12 protein-coding genes and 1 tRNA gene are annotated in these 13,756 nt (G+C 64.2%); 8 read left to right on the top strand and 5 right to left on the bottom strand.

Annotated elements, in window-relative coordinates; translation table 11 throughout:
• The first annotated feature begins 41 nt into the window (after window positions 1-41).
• A complete protein-coding gene (locus tag AC07X4_RS22265) occupies window positions 42-524 on the top strand; it encodes a YqaA family protein (RefSeq protein WP_108499043.1) in 483 nt (160 codons plus the stop codon).
• A gap of 22 nt (window positions 525-546) precedes the next feature.
• On the opposite strand, the gene AC07X4_RS22270 is transcribed toward AC07X4_RS22265, so the two are convergent.
• The 5 genes from AC07X4_RS22270 to AC07X4_RS22290 form a co-directional block, all read right to left on the bottom strand.
• The gene (locus AC07X4_RS22270; RefSeq protein ID WP_494741354.1) at window positions 547-2,187 is read right to left on the bottom strand and encodes a bifunctional aminoglycoside phosphotransferase/ATP-binding protein; all 1,641 of its coding nucleotides are present in this window, start codon (window positions 2,185-2,187) and stop codon (window positions 547-549) included.
• Between the two features lie 167 nt (window positions 2,188-2,354).
• Window positions 2,355-3,596 carry a GGDEF domain-containing protein gene (locus AC07X4_RS22275; protein ID WP_099729333.1) on the bottom strand — a complete coding sequence of 414 codons (1,242 nt, stop codon included), beginning with the start codon at window positions 3,594-3,596 and terminating at the stop codon, window positions 2,355-2,357.
• A 153-nt stretch (window positions 3,597-3,749) separates the two neighbouring features.
• On the bottom strand, window positions 3,750-4,628 hold the full coding sequence (gene rarD, locus AC07X4_RS22280) for an EamA family transporter RarD (protein ID WP_494741355.1): 879 nt from the start codon (window positions 4,626-4,628) through the stop codon (window positions 3,750-3,752).
• A gap of 153 nt (window positions 4,629-4,781) precedes the next feature.
• Window positions 4,782-5,876 (bottom strand): redox-regulated ATPase YchF, encoded by a 1,095-nt coding sequence (ychF, locus tag AC07X4_RS22285; protein WP_116747898.1) that lies wholly within the window; start codon window positions 5,874-5,876, stop codon window positions 4,782-4,784.
• 85 nt (window positions 5,877-5,961) lie between these two features.
• Complete coding sequence (locus AC07X4_RS22290; RefSeq protein WP_494741356.1) at window positions 5,962-6,834, bottom strand: MOSC domain-containing protein; 873 nt, start codon at window positions 6,832-6,834, stop codon at window positions 5,962-5,964.
• Between the two features lie 92 nt (window positions 6,835-6,926).
• Between AC07X4_RS22290 and AC07X4_RS22295 the strand changes: the two genes are divergently transcribed.
• From AC07X4_RS22295 to miaB, 7 genes are all read left to right on the top strand, one after another.
• Window positions 6,927-8,069: an FAD-dependent monooxygenase gene (locus tag AC07X4_RS22295; protein WP_056066284.1), complete on the top strand. Its 1,143-nt coding sequence runs from the start codon at window positions 6,927-6,929 to the stop codon at window positions 8,067-8,069.
• A gap of 28 nt (window positions 8,070-8,097) precedes the next feature.
• The gene (locus AC07X4_RS22300; protein WP_494741357.1) at window positions 8,098-8,826 is read left to right on the top strand and encodes a DsbC family protein; all 729 of its coding nucleotides are present in this window, start codon (window positions 8,098-8,100) and stop codon (window positions 8,824-8,826) included.
• A 56-nt stretch (window positions 8,827-8,882) separates the two neighbouring features.
• Window positions 8,883-10,694: a M61 family metallopeptidase gene (locus tag AC07X4_RS22305; RefSeq protein WP_494741358.1), complete on the top strand. Its 1,812-nt coding sequence runs from the start codon at window positions 8,883-8,885 to the stop codon at window positions 10,692-10,694.
• Between the two features lie 73 nt (window positions 10,695-10,767).
• On the top strand, window positions 10,768-11,547 hold the full coding sequence (locus AC07X4_RS22310; RefSeq protein ID WP_121942068.1) for an enoyl-CoA hydratase: 780 nt from the start codon (window positions 10,768-10,770) through the stop codon (window positions 11,545-11,547).
• 25 nt (window positions 11,548-11,572) lie between these two features.
• Window positions 11,573-11,649: transfer RNA gene (locus AC07X4_RS22315), tRNA-Met, on the top strand.
• Window positions 11,650-11,817: 168 nt separating this feature from the next.
• Entirely contained in the window at window positions 11,818-12,273 is a 456-nt protein-coding gene (locus AC07X4_RS22320; RefSeq protein ID WP_199227783.1) for a hypothetical protein, read from the top strand.
• Window positions 12,274-12,374: 101 nt separating this feature from the next.
• Window positions 12,375-13,721 carry a tRNA (N6-isopentenyl adenosine(37)-C2)-methylthiotransferase MiaB gene (gene miaB / locus AC07X4_RS22325; protein WP_494741359.1) on the top strand — a complete coding sequence of 449 codons (1,347 nt, stop codon included), beginning with the start codon at window positions 12,375-12,377 and terminating at the stop codon, window positions 13,719-13,721.
• Window positions 13,722-13,756: the final 35 nt, after the last annotated feature.

Consider the following 13,756-nt stretch of genomic DNA (forward strand, 5'->3'; position numbering starts at 1 on the left):
GGGGTACATGGAGCCCCACCCGCCCCCTACACTCGACAGCTATGGAAATCTGGATGCACCAGCTGCTCGAATGGCTGGCCCTGCCGCAATTCGGACTGAGCACAGTCTTTGTGGTGTCTTTTGTCTCGGCCACGCTGCTGCCGCTGGGCTCTGAGCCAGCTGTGTTCGGTCTCATCAAGCTCAACCCCGACCTGTTCTGGCCCGCCATCGTCGTGGCCACCCTCGGCAACACCCTGGGCGGCGGCGTGAGCTGGTGGATGGGCCTGGGTGCGCACAAGGCGGTGGACAAGGCACGCGGCAATGCCACGGAGGTGCGGGCGCTGAGCTGGCTCAAGCGCTTTGGCGCGCGGGCCTGCCTCTTGAGCTGGCTGCCGGTCGTGGGCGACCCGCTGTGCGCGGTGGCCGGCTGGCTCAAGCTGCCGTTCTGGCAGTGTCTGGCCTATATGGCCGTGGGCAAGTTCCTGCGCTACCTCGTGATGACGAGCGTGCTGCTGTACTTCATGCCCGGCCACCTGGCCCCGTAGCGGCCCGCCGGTGCCACCGGGGTCAGTGTGGCAGCAGACGGTCCCAGTCCACGGGCACCGTGGTGTCCACGTGCAGCGTGATGGCTTCTTCGTGAGGCTGCAGGGGGTGGGCGCGGGCCCACTGGGCGTCCAGCACCGCCACGTCTGCCTCTGACGCACCGCCTCCGGCCAGCGCGCGCTGGCGGACGCGCTCGCGCAGCACCGGCAGGGGGGCCTCGAACGACAGAATGTGGCAGGGCACTTGCGCGGCAGCGGCCAGCTCCAGGAAAAGTGCGCGGGCATCACGGTCCAGCAAGGTGGCATCCACAATCACGGAGTAGCCTGCCGCCAGCACCTCGCGCGCCACTTGCGCCAGCCGCTGGTGCGTGCGCAGTGTGGCCTCTGCGGTGTAGATGCCGCCCGGTATGCCGTCGCTGGCAGCATCCGGCGCCAGGCCAAACAGGCGCTTGCGCTCCACATCGGCCCGCACACGCACCATGCCACGCTGGCACGCCAAGGCCAGCGCATGGGTGCTCTTGCCCGCGCCCGAAAAGCCATGGGCCAGCCACAAGGTGGCAGGGCACGGCGTGGACCAGCGTGCAGGCCGTTGTCCGGCAAAGCCCGCCGCCAGCTCCAGATATCCCTCCACGGTTTGTGCAGCGTGCCCGCTGCCACTGCCACTGCCGGTGGGGTCCATCCGCAGGGCTGCAACCCGCGCCCGCACCAGGGCACGGTAGCAGCCGTAGTAACGCAACACCACCTGGCCTGCATAGTCCCCGGTGTGTTCGAGCCACCGGTTCAAGAACCGCCAGGCCAGATCCGCCCGACCATGGGCCGCGAGGTCCATCACCACAAAGGCGATGTCAGCCACGCAGTCGATCCAGCGCAAGGCGGGGCTGAACTCCAAGGCGTCGAACAGCTGGGCCTCGCCATCGATGAGCGCAATGTTGGCCAGGTGCAGATCGCCATGGCACTCGCGCACCCGTCCGGCTGCCCGGCGCGCCTCGAACGTGGGGGCCAGGGCTTGCCCCTCATGCTGGCACCAGCTGGTCACCTGCGCCAGCAATGGCCCCTGACCAGGCAGTGCGACTGCCACGGAGGGGAGCAGAGCCGCCAGGCAGTCACCCACCGGCGCTTGCACCGCCGCTGCGGTGCCCCAGGTGGTGGCGCCTGCGGCGACGGCGGCCGTGGCATGAAACTGCGCCACATGGCGCGCCAGCTGGTCGATCTGCGCAGGTGACACACGATGTGCGTCCAATGCGGTAGCAAGCAGTGCCTCCTGGGCAAAACGCCGCATCCACACGGCGGGCTCGGCGCCTGGTGGAGCGCCTTGCCAGGGCACCACCCGCAGCGTGGCCGAAGCATCTTTTGCCGCATCGCTCACCAAGCCGACAACGCCCAGGTAAAGGTCCGGCGCCGTCCGGCGGTTGATGCGCAGCTCTTCCTCGCAGGCCGCATGCCGCAGCGCCCGCGTGCTGAAGTCCAGAAAATCCAGCTGCAGTGGCTTTTTGAACTTGTAGGCAAAATCACCGGCCAGCAGCACCCACGAGATGTGGGTTTCTATACATTCCACGGGCACCATCGGGTCTACGGGATGCGGGAAAGCCTGTGGTTGCTGCTGCAGCATGCGCACGCGCTGCTGGGCAGTGGCGAATTCGGCCGACAGGTCAGTGGATGGGGACATGGAACGGACGCGGGGCATGAGCTTCTGCACCCACGCGCAGGCGCAGCACGGTGCGATGCCACCCAACGCGCAGGTGGGAACAGACTCTCAGTGTGGGCACCGCAAGCCGCTTGTCAACCCGACCAGCACAAACGATAGCCGGCACACCGCCAGCCGATGGCCAGAAACTACAAGAAAGCGTGGCCGCTGGGGATCGACAGGTCCGACAGCTGAGAGTCGCCTTTGGCAATGGGCTCCTCGACCACCACCTGGTTGCGCCCGCCCTCCTTGGCCATGTACATGGCAGTGTCTGCCCGCGAGAAAAACTCCAGCACCGACTCGCCCAGCACATACTGGGTCACACCAATGGACACCGTCACGCGGCCTTTGAGCAGGCCCGTCCAGGCGTGCGACTCGACCTGGGCCCGAATGCGTTCGCAGGTGTTGAGCGAGGGCAGCAAAGAGGTCGCCGGGAAGATCAGCAGAAACTCCTCGCCACCATAGCGCCCAAACACGTCGCCACCGCGCACGCCCTGCTGCGCAATGCGCGCAAAGGTGCGCAACACCTCGTCGCCCCCCAGGTGACCCAGCTCGTCATTGATGCGTTTGAAATGGTCAATGTCCAGCACGGCCAGGCACAGCGGAATCCCGCTTTCGTCGGCCAGCTGCTTTTGCTCTTCAAGCGCCGCCAAGATGTAGCGGCGGTTGAAACAGCCCAGCAAAGTGTCGCGCTGCGCATCTTCCTGGATGTTCTTGATCTTGCGGCTGGCCTGGTAGAGGCTGCGGTACAGCCGCTGCACGCGGCCCATGAGCACGATGAACGCTGGCACGGAGACCGCCAGCGCCAGCAGGTGCATCAGCTCCAGCCGCAGCAGGGCATCGTTGCCCTGCTCTGCGTAGTGCGCGGCTGCCACTGCCGCATAAGCGCACAACACCCCGGCCGTCAGCACCAGCAACGTGCGCCGGGGTACGGTAAAGATGCCATAAGCCACTGCCACAAACATGAAGGGGGCCAACAGAATCTGCGTGACTGGCTCCAGGTAGAACAAGCCCAGCATGCCACTGATGGAAGCCACCACGATGCCCAGCTTGAGATGGCGCAGCCGCAGTTTGTGGTGCAGACCCAAACGAAACAAGGCACCAAACACCGCGAAGCCCGCCGCCGTCAGACCGGCCAGCACCCACAGCACCTGGACCCCCACCACGCCCAACGCATAGAACCCCAGCAGGGCCAGGGCGTACAGGCCAATGAGCCCCGCCACAGCCCACCACTTGGACTGCGCACTGCGCTCTCCCCGGGGGCCAAAGCCATCCAGCGCGCGCCGTCCAGGTCGCACGGCGACTGAAGACGAATCGTCGAACTCCAGCACGGCATCGGTCAACGGGAAGGCATCCGTCGCCGAAAACAGGTTTTTGCGTCCAAAAAGCATGTGGTGGCGGGCTCTGGCCTGGATATGTGGGTGGGCGGTGCAGCAACACACGCGCAGCACCCGTCAGACAAATCGCAGGATCTTACGCGTGGCTGACAGAATCGAACTGCGCGTTTTCCAGTAGCCCAGGCGACAGGGACCGCCCCCGGCGATTCAGGCCACCGCCATCCGCTGAAGCGTCCACCAGCCCTCCACGCTGTACACCAGCAGCGCGGCCCAGATCAAAACAAAACCCGCCAGCCGCGCGGGCTGAAAGGCCTCGTGGTACACCCACACCCCCAGCGCAAACTGGAGGCTGGGCGAGATGTATTGCAGGATGCCCAGCGTGGACATGGGAATGCGCCGCGCGCCAGCGGCAAACAGCAGCAAAGGTACGGCCGTCATGGGCCCGGCCAACAGCAACCAACCCACAGTAGACGCATCGCCCTGCACCAGAGCGCCCTGTCCTTGCCAGCTCCACCAGGCCAGCACCACTGCCGCCACCGGCGCCAGCATCAGGGTCTCCAAGGTAAGCCCCTCCAGCGCGCCCAGCACTGCTACCTTGCGCAGCAGGCCATAGAAGCCAAAGGTCAGTGCCAGCACCAGCGCGATCCAGGGCAGGCGCCCTGCCTGCACGGCCAGCCACAGCACACCGGCCGCAGCCACCGCCACGGCCAGCCACTGCCCGGGCCGGGGGCGCTCGCGCAGGAACACGAAGCCCAGCGCCACATTCACCAGTGGCAAGATGAAATACCCTAGGCTGGCATCGACCACATGGTGGTTCTGCACCGCCCACACGTAGGTCAGCCAGTTGCCCGACAACAGCACGGCCGACAATGCAAATGCGCCGAGCACCCGCGGCTGGCGCACCACAGACGCCATCCACGCCCATTGCCTGCGCACGGCCAGCAGCCCCAGCACCACGGCCAGCGACCACAGCGTGCGGTGCATCACCACCTCCAGCGAGGGCACATCGGCCACCTGCTTGAAGTACAGCGGGAACAGCCCCCAGGCGACATAGGCCAGGGCAGCGTAGAGGATTCCTGTATTCATGCGTGAGAAACCATCAAAGAGTGAACGAAGGCATGGCCTTGCCCGGGTTGCTCTGGAGCGGGAAGCCGCCAGAAAAAATCCCTGCCCGCCCGGGGGCAGACAGGGATGACGGGCAACACAGCGCACGCAGGCCCCGAGGAGCCTGCAGCAGGGTCAGACGTTGAACAGGAAGTTCAGCACGTCGCCATCCTTGACCACGTACTCCTTGCCTTCGGCACGCATCTTGCCGGCATCCTTGGCGCCCTGCTCGCCCTTGTAGGCAATGAAGTCCTCGAAGGCAATCGTCTGCGCACGGATGAAGCCGCGCTCGAAGTCGCCGTGGATCACACCAGCAGCCTGGGGCGCGGTGTCGCCAATGTGGATGGTCCAGGCGCGCACCTCCTTCACGCCAGCGGTGAAGTAGGTCTGCAGGCCCAGCAGCTTGAAGGCGCCACGGATCAGGCGCGCCAGGCCTGGTTCTGTCTGCCCCATTTCGGCCAGGAACATGTCGCGGTCTTCGTCGCTCATCTCGGCCATCTCGGCCTCCATCTTGGCGCAGATGGCAACCACGGGCGCATTCTGGCTGGCAGCATAGTCCTTGAGGCGGTCCAGGAACGGGTTGTTCTCGAAGCCGTCTTCACTCACGTTGCCCACGAACATCGCGGGCTTGGCCGTGATCAGGCACAGGGACTTGAGCAGCGGCTGCTCTTCCTTGGTGATTTCGACCGAGCGGGCAGGCTTGCCTTCGTTGAGTGCGGCCTGGATGCGGGTGAGCAGCGCCACCAGCTTGGCGGCATCCTTGTCGTTGCCCGACTTGGCAGCCTTGGTGTATCGGTTCAGGGCTTTCTCGACCGTGCCCAGGTCAGCCAGGCACAGCTCGGTCTGGATCACTTCGATGTCGGAGATCGGGTCCACGCGGCCCGCCACGTGGATCACGTTGTCGTCTTCAAAGCAGCGCACGACGTTCACGATGGCGTCGGTTTCACGGATGTGGGCCAGGAACTGGTTGCCCAGGCCTTCACCCTGGCTGGCGCCAGCCACCAGGCCGGCAATGTCCACAAACTCGACGATGGCGGGAACGATGCGCTCGGGCGAGATGATCTGGGCCAGCTGCTGGAGGCGGGGGTCCGGCACCTCCACCACGCCCACGTTGGGCTCGATGGTGCAGAAGGGATAGTTCTCGGCGGCAATACCAGCCTTGGTCAGCGCGTTGAAAAGGGTGGACTTGCCGACGTTGGGCAGGCCCACGATGCCGCATTGGAGGCTCATGGCAGGGCTTTCTGGTGTTCTGGAGACAAACCGCCGATTTTACGGGCCCGCCCAGTGCCCAGTGCTGATGGCCCAAATCAGACGGTCATTCAAACCGCAAATCGGCAGCAATGCGTTGCCCCACACGCAGCCACTGCCCTGCGCCACTGCGCACGATGGCGTTCATGCCGAACGTGATGGCGCCGTCCAGCCGTTTGTCCTGGCGGTAGGTGCGCAGGGTGTCGCCCACCGACGGATTGCTCTCGGCGGTGGCCGGGTCAATGTCGGGGATGGGGCATCGCGCGCAGGGCTTTACCGGTTGCAGGTGGACGTCGGCGGTGCCATCGCCCTCCACATGGATCAGATCCACACGGTCCTCGTCGTGGGCATCTACCCCCGCCAACACCACGTTGGGCCGGAACCGCTCCATGCCCACCACGCCGTGGCCGCCGGCCGTGAGCCGTGCGTTGAGATCGTTCAGGGATGCCTCACTGGTCACCAGCAGCGGAAACCCGTCAGCAAACTGATTGGGAGCCTCCACACCATCCGTCCACTCCAGGCTGGACAGCCGCCGATGTTCCGGGTCAAACCGCACCAGGCGGCAGGGCTGCCCCAGAAAGTCGCTGAACCACTGGGCCGCCACAGGCCCCATGTCCCAAGCAGGGACCGTGTCGCGCCAGACAGTCACCGTGGCTGGTGCCTCCACTGCGTCGATCGCCACATGCAGCGCCAGCATGCCCGGAGCCCGCAACACCATTTCGTCACTCTTGAGCTGGGGCCGGATCAGCGCCATGTGGGGCAGGCTGCGCTGGGTGAGGAACATGCCCTGTGCGTCCACCACCATCCAGGCGCGGTCCAGATCCAGCCCGGTCTCGGTAAGCAGCGCCTGCTGCACCTCGATGCCGGCACAGGATTTGACGGGATACACAAACAGCCGCGCAATGGTGCCGGACAGATCAGACTCGGATGGGAAACTCACGCCAGGTGCTCCTGAAGAAGGGTGCCAGAAAGGCCAGACCGCAATTCTGCCCTGTCATTACAGGGGGTAAGACCCCTCCTACAATGCCTGTCATGGCCCCAACCTTTGATATCTGTATTCGTGGCACCGGCATCGTGGGCCGAACCCTGGCCTTGTTGCTGGCACGGGAACGACTGAGGGTGGCCCTGGTACCAGCCCCGGCTCCACGCAGCGCGGCGGCCACTGATGTACGGGCCTATGCCCTGAATGCAGCATCCCGTAGCCTGCTCGAATCGCTGCGCAGCTGGCCCGACGCCGAACACGCCACCGCCGTCAAGCACATGCAGGTGCAGGGCGATCAGGATGGCTGCGTGCATTTCGATGCCGCCCCCCAGGGGGTAGAAGCCCTCGCCTGGATCGTGGATGTGCCGGCCCTGGAAGAGCGACTGGCACAGGCTGTGCGGTTTCAGCCATTGGTAGAGGTGGTGGATATCCCAGTGGCTGCGCCCCTGACCGTCGTGTGCGAAGGACGCGCCAGCACCACCCGGTCCGAGTTTGGCGTGCACTTTGACGTGACGCCCTATGCCCAGCACGCCATTGCCACACGGGTGCGCTGCGAACATCCGCATGCACAGGTCGCACGCCAGTGGTTTTTGCCACAAGGCATCCTGGCTTTTTTGCCGCTGGAGGGAGCCCAGGGGAACTCTGTGGCCGTGGTGTGGTCCGTCCCTGAGGAGCGGGTTTCCGCGCTGATGGCGTTGCCGGCCGACGCCTTTGCGCAGGAATTGCAGACGGCGAGCCAGCAGGCGCTCGGCAGCATTGCGCTCATTGCCGAGCGTGCCACTTGGCCGCTGCAGCTGGCCAAGGCAGACCGCTGGTGCGGTGCTGCATCGACCAATGCGACCAATGGCCCAGCTGCGCGCAGCTGGGTACTGGCAGGCGACGCGGCGCACAACGTGCATCCGCTGGCAGGGCAAGGGCTGAACCTGGGCTTGGCCGATGTGGCAGCCTTGGCCGATGTGCTGCGCACCCGCGACTACTGGCGCAGCGTCGCCGACCTGCGGCTGCTGCGGCGCTACGAACGCCAGCGAAAACCGGCTCTGATAGCGATGGGCCTGGCCACCGATGGGTTGCAGCAACTGTTTGCACGTCCGGAGGCGCCCTGGCAGGCGCTGCGCAACTGGGGCATGAAGGGCTTTGAACACAGCGGCCTGCTGAAGGATTTTTTGGCCCGCCAAGCCATGGGAATGCGCTGAACGCGCGAGTTTGATAGACAGGAATACGATGAAACTGACCACTGCTTTGCTGACCGTTGCGGCAGCCACTCTGAGCCTGAGCGCCACGGCGCAAGAGGACGTCATCCGCAAGGCATTGGCCGGGCGCATTCCTCAAATGGACAAGATCGACGAAGTGCGCCCCACACCCATGAAGGGCTTGTACGAAGTGCGCATCGGTACCGACCTGTTCTACACAGACGCCAAGGGCGACTATGTGATCCAGGGTGAACTCATCGACTCCAAGGCGCGCCGCAATCTGACCGAAGACCGCATCAGCAAACTCACAGCTGTCAACTTCTCGGCCCTGCCCCTGAAAGATGCCGTAACCATTGTGCGCGGCGACGGCAAGCGCAAGGTGGCCGTGTTCGAGGACCCCAACTGCGGCTACTGCAAGCGCTTTGAGCGCGACTTGCAGCAGATCAACAACGTGACGGTGTACCTGTTCCTGTACCCCATCCTGAGCCCGGATTCGGCCGAAAAGTCGCGCAACATCTGGTGTTCCAAGGACCAGGCCACGGCGTGGCAAGACCAGATGGTGCGTGACAAGCCCGCACCGGCGGCTAGCTGTGACACCAGCGCGCTGCAGCGCAACCTGGCCTTTGGCAAGAAGTACAAGATCACCGGCACCCCCACATTGATTTTTGCCAACGGCACGCGTGTGCCAGGTGCGATCGGCGCCCAGGAGGTCGAAAAGCGTCTGGCCGAAGCCGCCAGCGAAACGCCCTCCGCCAACTGATAGCCGTTGAAAGCCCCTGACCGACGACCCCGCGCGGCCCTTGTGTCGCACACGCCATGCCCCTCTCACGCCAAGCCTCTGCTGCAGACATTCACTACCGCGTCGAACCCACAGACCTGCACGCACATCTGTTCACCGTGACGCTAACGGTGCAGCGGCCAGCGGCATCGCAAGAGCTGTCTCTGCCGGTCTGGATTCCAGGCAGCTACCTGGTGCGGGAGTTCTCCAAGAATCTGCAGGTTCTGACGGCTCGGCAAGGCCAACGCGCTTTGCAACCGGCCCAGCTGGACAAGCACCGCTGGCAAGTGCAATGCACGGAGCGCAAGCCCCTGGTGCTGACCTATCAGGTGTGCGCCTACGACAGCTCCGTGCGCACCGCCTGGCTGGACACCTCGCGCGGCTTTTTCAACGGCACCAGTCTGTGCCTGCGCGTGCATGACCAGGAGAAACAGCCCCACACACTGGAACTGGCACGCACGGCGGCCACGGCGACCTGGGCTGCTGCCACCGGTCTACGGCCCCTGGATGCCGACAAACAAGGGTTTGGTCTGTACGCGGCGGCCGACTACGATGAACTGGTCGATTGCCCGGTGGAATTGGGTAACTTCTGGGTGGGGCGCTTCAAGGCCTGCGGCATTGCCCACCAGTTTGTGGTGGCAGGTGCGGCTCCGTCGTTCGATGGAAAGCGCCTGCTGGCCGACACGCAGAAAATTTGTGAAACCGCCATCCGTTTCTGGCACCGCGAAGGCAAGGCGCCGTTCAAAAGCTACGTCTTCATGCTCAACGCCGTAGGCGATGGTTATGGGGGACTGGAACACCGCAACTCCACGGCGCTGATCTGCGGGCGGCGTGATCTGCCCCGCCAGGGCGATGTGCGAGCCAGTGAGGGCCACACCACGCTGCTGGGCCTCATCAGCCACGAATACTTTCACACCTGGAACGTCAAGCGCCTGCGGCCTGCCGAGTTCACCCGCTACGACTATGCGCAAGAGAACTACACCGAGTTGCTGTGGTTCTTCGAGGGCTTCACGAGCTACTACGACGACCTGCTGCTGCGCCGCGCCGGGCTGCTGGACGACGCAACCTACCTCAAGCTCATCACCAAAACCATCAACCAGGTGCTGCAAACACCCGGCCGGTCGGTACAAACCGTGGCCCAGGCCAGTTTTGACGCGTGGGTGAAGTACTACCGACAGGACGAGAACACACCCAACACCACCGTCAGCTACTACACCAAGGGCTCTCTGGTGGCCCTGTGCCTGGACCTGGCCCTGCGGCGCGAGGGCAAAGCCACGCTGGACGATGTGATGCGCGCACTGTGGGAGCGCTGCGCGGGCGGACCGATGACCGAAGCGGATCTGCGCGCCGTGCTCCACGACCTGGCCGGCCGCACATTCGACAAGGAACTGGCGCACTGGGTGCACAGCACCGCCGATCTGCCATTGGAGGAACTTCTGGCCGCCCACGGTGTGGCGCTCAAGGCCGACCGGCCGCAGCTGGCCCAGCGCCTGGGCCTGCGTGTGGCCGAGAACCACAGTGTGCAGATCAAGACCGTGCTGCGTGGCGGAGCCGCAGAGAAGGCAGGAATGTCTGCAGGCGACGAGTGGCTGGGCGTGGAAGTGCAGGGCCAGGGCTGGCGCATCAGCAAGCTCGACGACGTCACTTTCTACGCGGGCACCCACACCGCCCTGCAGGCACTGGTGGCCCGCGACGGGCGACTCCTGCGCCTATCCTTGGAGATACCACCGCTCCAGGCAGCTGGAGCCCCTGCCAAGGGCCGGCGCAACGCGATCGCTACAGCCATGGCGCCAGACACCATCAGCCTGACGGTGACAGACGCCGCTGCAGTGGGACGCTGGCTGGCCTGACGGCAGCAAAGCCCTACTGCCTTGGGTATATTGCTGCAGCTTTCATAACCAACCATAACCCCCAGGAGATTTCATGGCTTACGAAACCATCGAGGTGCGCATTGAAGCGGACAAGGTCGGCATCATCACCCTCAACCGGCCCAAACAGCTTAACGCGCTGAACGACCAACTCATGAATGAACTGGGCGCTGCCCTCAAGGCGTTCGACGCTGACGAGAAAATCGGCTGCATGATCGTCACCGGCAGCGAAAAGGCTTTTGCGGCGGGCGCGGACATTGGCGCCATGGCCAAATACAGCTTCGCTGACACCTACAAAGGCGACTACATCACCCGCAACTGGGAGACCATCCGCTCCGTTCGCAAGCCCGTCATCGCCGCCGTCAGCGGCTTTGCATTGGGCGGCGGCTGCGAACTGGCCATGATGTGCGACTTCATCATCGCCGCCGACAATGCCAAGTTCGGTCAGCCCGAGATCAAGCTGGGCGTGATCCCTGGTGCCGGTGGCACGCAGCGCCTGCCCCGCGCCGTGGGCAAGTCCAAGGCCATGGACATGGCGTTGACAGGCCGCATGATGGACGCGACCGAAGCCGAGCGCGCCGGACTGGTCAGTCGAGTGGTGGCTTACGACAAGCTCATGGACGAAGCGCTGGGCGCCGCCATCATGATTGCCGGCTTCTCGCAGATCGCCGTCATGGCAGCCAAGGAATCGGTCAACCGCGCCTTCGAGGGCACGCTCGCCGATGGCGTGATGTTTGAGCGCCGCCTGTTCCACGCGCTGTTTGCGACGCAGGACCAAAAAGAAGGCATGGACGCCTTCATGAACAAACGCGCCGCTAACTTCACACACCAATAATTTTTGTTCTATAATTCTGGTTTCCGGTCGTATAGCTCAGTTGGTTAGAGCGCAGCATTCATAATGCTGATGTCGGTGGTTCAAGTCCACCTACGACCACCAAATACAAAAACCCACAGTGCGGCAACCCACTGTGGGTTTTTTCTTTCAGGCGAGCCTCAGAACCTGTTCTTGTGCCCATCGAAGCACAGAGCCGCTTGACTTGTCAGAGGGATATGCCACGCTGGCAACCCCTTCTAAAATTGTGCCTTCAGCCCCTGGATGTAAACCATGAACCGCTGCACCACACCCTCTTCCAGCCGCTACCCCGCCCAGCGGGGGCCCCGCTTTTTCCATGCCGCATGGATGGCCGTGGTGACCTGTGCGGCCCTCTGCGCCGTGGCACCGGCCTCGGCTCAAGTCCAGCCAGGCCTGGGCCTCTCACGCCCGTTCCCCGAAGCCGCACTGCGGGGCACGCTGAGCATCAACACCGCATCCGAAGCCACACTCAATGGCAAGACCATCCGCATGGCCCCCGGCATGCGGCTGTTCAGCCCCCAGAACACCTTGGTCATGGCACACACGGTGCTGGGCCAGACCTTCAAGGTCAACTACATGCTGGAGAACAGCACCGGCATGCTGCATTCCGCATGGATCCTGACCGAAAGCGAGGCAGCACAGCCCCGCAAGGGCAGCGACGCCATCGTCACCAACATCACGACCGGCTCGGGCGCCGCCCTGAAGTAACTCCTTTCCGGTGCGGCCGCACAGCCACCGCGCCGTTGTGACATTCACAGTCTCCGCACCATGCCGGGTGCGGTGTTTGCTTGCTCTTTTGCGAAATTGCCATGGCCAAAAAAGTCTTTATCAAAACCTTCGGCTGCCAGATGAACGAGTACGACTCGGACAAGATGGCCGACGTGCTGAACGCCGCCCAAGGCTACGAGCCCACGCAGAACGTGGACGAAGCCGACCTCATCCTCTTCAACACCTGCTCGGTGCGTGAGAAGGCGCAAGAAAAGGTTTTCAGCGACCTGGGCCGCATCAAGCACCTGAAGGCGCGCGGCGTGAAGATCGGCGTGGGCGGGTGCGTGGCCAGCCAGGAGGGCGCCGAGATCATCAAGCGCGCGCCCTACGTGGACGTGGTGTTCGGCCCCCAGACCCTGCACCGCCTGCCCGAGATGCTCAACCAGCGTGAACGGCTGGACAAGCCCCAGGTGGACATCAGCTTTCCCGAAATCGAGAAGTTCGACCACCTGCCGCCCGCGCGGGTGGAAGGCGCATCGGCCTTTGTGTCGATCATGGAAGGCTGCAGCAAATATTGCAGCTACTGCGTGGTGCCCTACACCCGTGGCGAAGAGGTGAGCCGCCCATTCGACGACGTGCTGGTCGAAGTGGCGGGTCTGGCCGACCAGGGCGTGAAGGAAATCACCCTGCTGGGCCAGAACGTGAATGCCTACCTGGGCAAGATGGGGGGCACGGCAGAGATTGCCGACTTTGCGCAGCTGCTCGAATACGTGTCGGACATCCCTGGCATTGAGCGCATCCGCTACACCACCAGCCACCCCAACGAATTCACGCCCCGGCTGATCGAGGCCTATGCCAAGCTGCCCAAGCTGGCCAGCCACCTGCACCTGCCCGTGCAGCACGGCAGCGACCGCATCCTGATGGCCATGAAGCGCGGCTACACCGCCATGGAATACAAGAGCACGGTGCGCAAGCTGCGCGCCATCCGCCCCGACCTGGCCATGAGCAGCGACTTCATCGTAGGCTTCCCCGGCGAAACGGAAGACGACTTCAACAAGATGATGAAGCTCATCGACGATATTCACTTTGACAACAGCTTCAGCTTCATCTTCAGCCCCCGCCCCGGCACGCCCGCAGCAGGCCTGCACGACGACACGCCGCACGACGTGAAGCTGCGCCGCCTGCAGCACCTGCAGGGCGTCATCAACGCCAACATCAAGTCCATCAGCGAAAGCCGCGTGGGCACGGTACAACGCATACTGGTGGAAGGCGCCTCCAAACGCGACGCCACCGAGCTGATGGGCCGCACCGAGTGCAACCGCGTGGTCAACTTTGTAGGCCAGCCCCGCCTGGTGGGTCAGATGGTGGATGTGACCGTCACCGAGGCCAAGGCCTATACCTTGCGCGGCGAGGTGCTGACGCACGAAACCGCCGCACTGGCCGGCTGACGCGCAGGCACAGACGCCGCGCAAGGTATAGGCCT

It is taken from the genome of Acidovorax sp. GW460-11-11-14-LB4 (assembly GCF_059423685.1).

Coding starts and splice junctions, on each gene's coding strand:
- AC07X4_RS22300 (WP_494741357.1), top strand. CDS start 8,098: ATGAAACTGACCACTGCTTTGCTGACCGTTGCGGCAGCCACTCTGAGC.
- AC07X4_RS22265 (WP_108499043.1), top strand. CDS start 42: ATGGAAATCTGGATGCACCAGCTGCTCGAATGGCTGGCCCTGCCGCAA.
- AC07X4_RS22295 (WP_056066284.1), top strand. CDS start 6,927: ATGGCCCCAACCTTTGATATCTGTATTCGTGGCACCGGCATCGTGGGC.
- rarD (WP_494741355.1), bottom strand. CDS start 4,628: ATGAATACAGGAATCCTCTACGCTGCCCTGGCCTATGTCGCCTGGGGG.
- AC07X4_RS22320 (WP_199227783.1), top strand. CDS start 11,818: ATGAACCGCTGCACCACACCCTCTTCCAGCCGCTACCCCGCCCAGCGG.
- miaB (WP_494741359.1), top strand. CDS start 12,375: ATGGCCAAAAAAGTCTTTATCAAAACCTTCGGCTGCCAGATGAACGAG.
- AC07X4_RS22305 (WP_494741358.1), top strand. CDS start 8,883: ATGCCCCTCTCACGCCAAGCCTCTGCTGCAGACATTCACTACCGCGTC.
- ychF (WP_116747898.1), bottom strand. CDS start 5,876: ATGAGCCTCCAATGCGGCATCGTGGGCCTGCCCAACGTCGGCAAGTCC.
- AC07X4_RS22275 (WP_099729333.1), bottom strand. CDS start 3,596: ATGCTTTTTGGACGCAAAAACCTGTTTTCGGCGACGGATGCCTTCCCG.
- AC07X4_RS22310 (WP_121942068.1), top strand. CDS start 10,768: ATGGCTTACGAAACCATCGAGGTGCGCATTGAAGCGGACAAGGTCGGC.
- AC07X4_RS22270 (WP_494741354.1), bottom strand. CDS start 2,187: ATGTCCCCATCCACTGACCTGTCGGCCGAATTCGCCACTGCCCAGCAG.